The organism is Dietzia sp. CQ4 (genome assembly GCF_014145125.1).
Classification (GTDB): Bacteria; Actinomycetota; Actinomycetes; order Mycobacteriales; family Mycobacteriaceae; genus Dietzia; species Dietzia natronolimnaea.
This window is the reverse complement of sequence record NZ_JAALDZ010000254.1, coordinates 1-1580: the sequence shown is the minus strand read 5'-3', so window position 1 is coordinate 1580 and position 1580 is coordinate 1. Positions and strand designations below refer to the sequence as shown.

1 protein-coding gene and 1 pseudogene are annotated in these 1580 nt (G+C 70.3%); both read right to left on the bottom strand.

Annotated elements, in window-relative coordinates:
• Window positions 1-274 (bottom strand): annotated as a pseudogene (locus tag G6031_RS14015) (iron ABC transporter permease); the annotation flags it as partial.
• Window positions 271-1371, bottom strand: coding sequence for an ABC transporter substrate-binding protein (locus G6031_RS14010; RefSeq protein ID WP_182653585.1), 1101 nt, complete (start codon window positions 1369-1371; stop codon window positions 271-273). The pseudogene G6031_RS14015 and the gene G6031_RS14010, both read right to left, overlap by 4 nt.
• Window positions 1372-1580: the final 209 nt, after the last annotated feature.

The following is a 1580-nucleotide window of genomic DNA, read 5'->3' as shown; positions in this document are numbered from 1 at the left end:
CGCTCCACAGCGTGGCGTCGGCGCGGGGGTGGCTCGCGGCGGGCCCCAGTTCGATGCCGAGACCGCGGAGGAATCCGGACGCGACCTCCGGCGCCGGGATGGACAGCTGCCCCGAGGCCGCGGCCACCACGGCCAGGACACCGAGTGCAGCCGCCAGCCCGGCGACCAGAAGGCCACCGGTCAGCAGGCGGTGGGTCCCGCCGGCCGTCCGTGCGGGTCGGGAACCGGGTGAGGGCTGCACGGCCCGCTCGCGGCGCTCCGCTGTGAGCGTCACAGCGCGTCGGGGGCGTAGAGGGCCACCGCCAGCGCGTTGAGCACGGCGGGGGTCCTGGTGCCGAACGACAGCACGAGGTCGTCGTTCATCGCGACGACCCGCTGGTTCGCGCCGGCCGGCGTCTGGGCCAGGGCCGGGAACTTCTCGAGAAGGCCGTCGACGCCACCGACGGACTCGAGCCCCTTGCTCATCATGACGATGACGTCCGGCTGAGCCGCGATGAGCCCCTCGTCGTTCGCCGGCTTGGCGCCCTTCCACCCGACCTCGGTCGACACGTCGTATCCGCCGGCCGCGGTGATCAACTCGTCCGCGCCGCTGTCCTGGCCGAACATGTAGTAGACGCCGGCGGATCCACGGGCGTAGAGGAAGACCGTGCGTAGCCGCGCGGTCTCGGACCCCGGCACGATCGAGGCGATCGACTCCTCGGTCTCCACGATCTTCGCGCGGGTCCGCTCCCCCAGTTCGCGCCCCAACTCGGGCACGCCGAGCCCGTCGGCGACGGAGTGGGTCAGTGCCTCGACGTTGTCCGGGGACCGGTGGGAGTCGACGACGACGACGGGGATCCCTGCGTCACGGAGCTGCAGGATCACGTCCCACGGACCGAGCGAGGTGTCCGTGATGATCACACTGGGGTCGAGCGCGAGGATGGCCTCGGCGTTGAGCTGATGCCCGTCCTGCGTCACCAGGGGCCGATCGGAGATCTCGGGGAAGGCCGACGAGATGTCGCGGCCGATCACGTTGTCCCCCAGCCCGAGTTCGAAGACGATGCGGGAGAGCGTCCCGTAGACGTCCAGGGGCAGGATCCGGGAGACGTCCGCGACCTCGACGACGGTTCCCTGGTTGTCCGTGACCACGGCCGGCAGCTGCGGAACCGGGTCGGTCGTGACGGGTTCGACCGGGTCGTCGACCAACTCCAGCGAGAGCTCGCCGGCGAAGGATCGCGGGTCCGAGGTCGCCGAGACCTCCGACGCCAGCGGGATCCCGGAGATCGTCTCGGGGTCGCCGCCGAGCCCGGTCGCGACCCCGCACGAGGTCAGCGTGAGAGCCAGGATGGCGGCGACGGCCAGCGGGAGCGAGCCTGAGCGCTGTCTGAACATGCGGCAACGATAGCACCTTAAGCAAGGCGAGCCTAACCTTTGCATGGGAAGGCTTACCTAAACACGATATTCGCAGTGTACGGCGATTTCCGCGCTCCACTCCGATCCTCAGACCCTCGCCCATCCGGGACTGAGAACTCTAAGACCGTGCCTACGTTCGCGGCGGAACGACGAAAGGCGGCCGCCCCCGGGGGTTCCCGGGGGCGGCC

Excerpts from the sequence above, each read along its gene's own strand:
- G6031_RS14010 (WP_182653585.1), bottom strand. The coding sequence starts at position 1,371 with ATGTTCAGACAGCGCTCAGGCTCGCTCCCGCTGGCCGTCGCCGCCATC.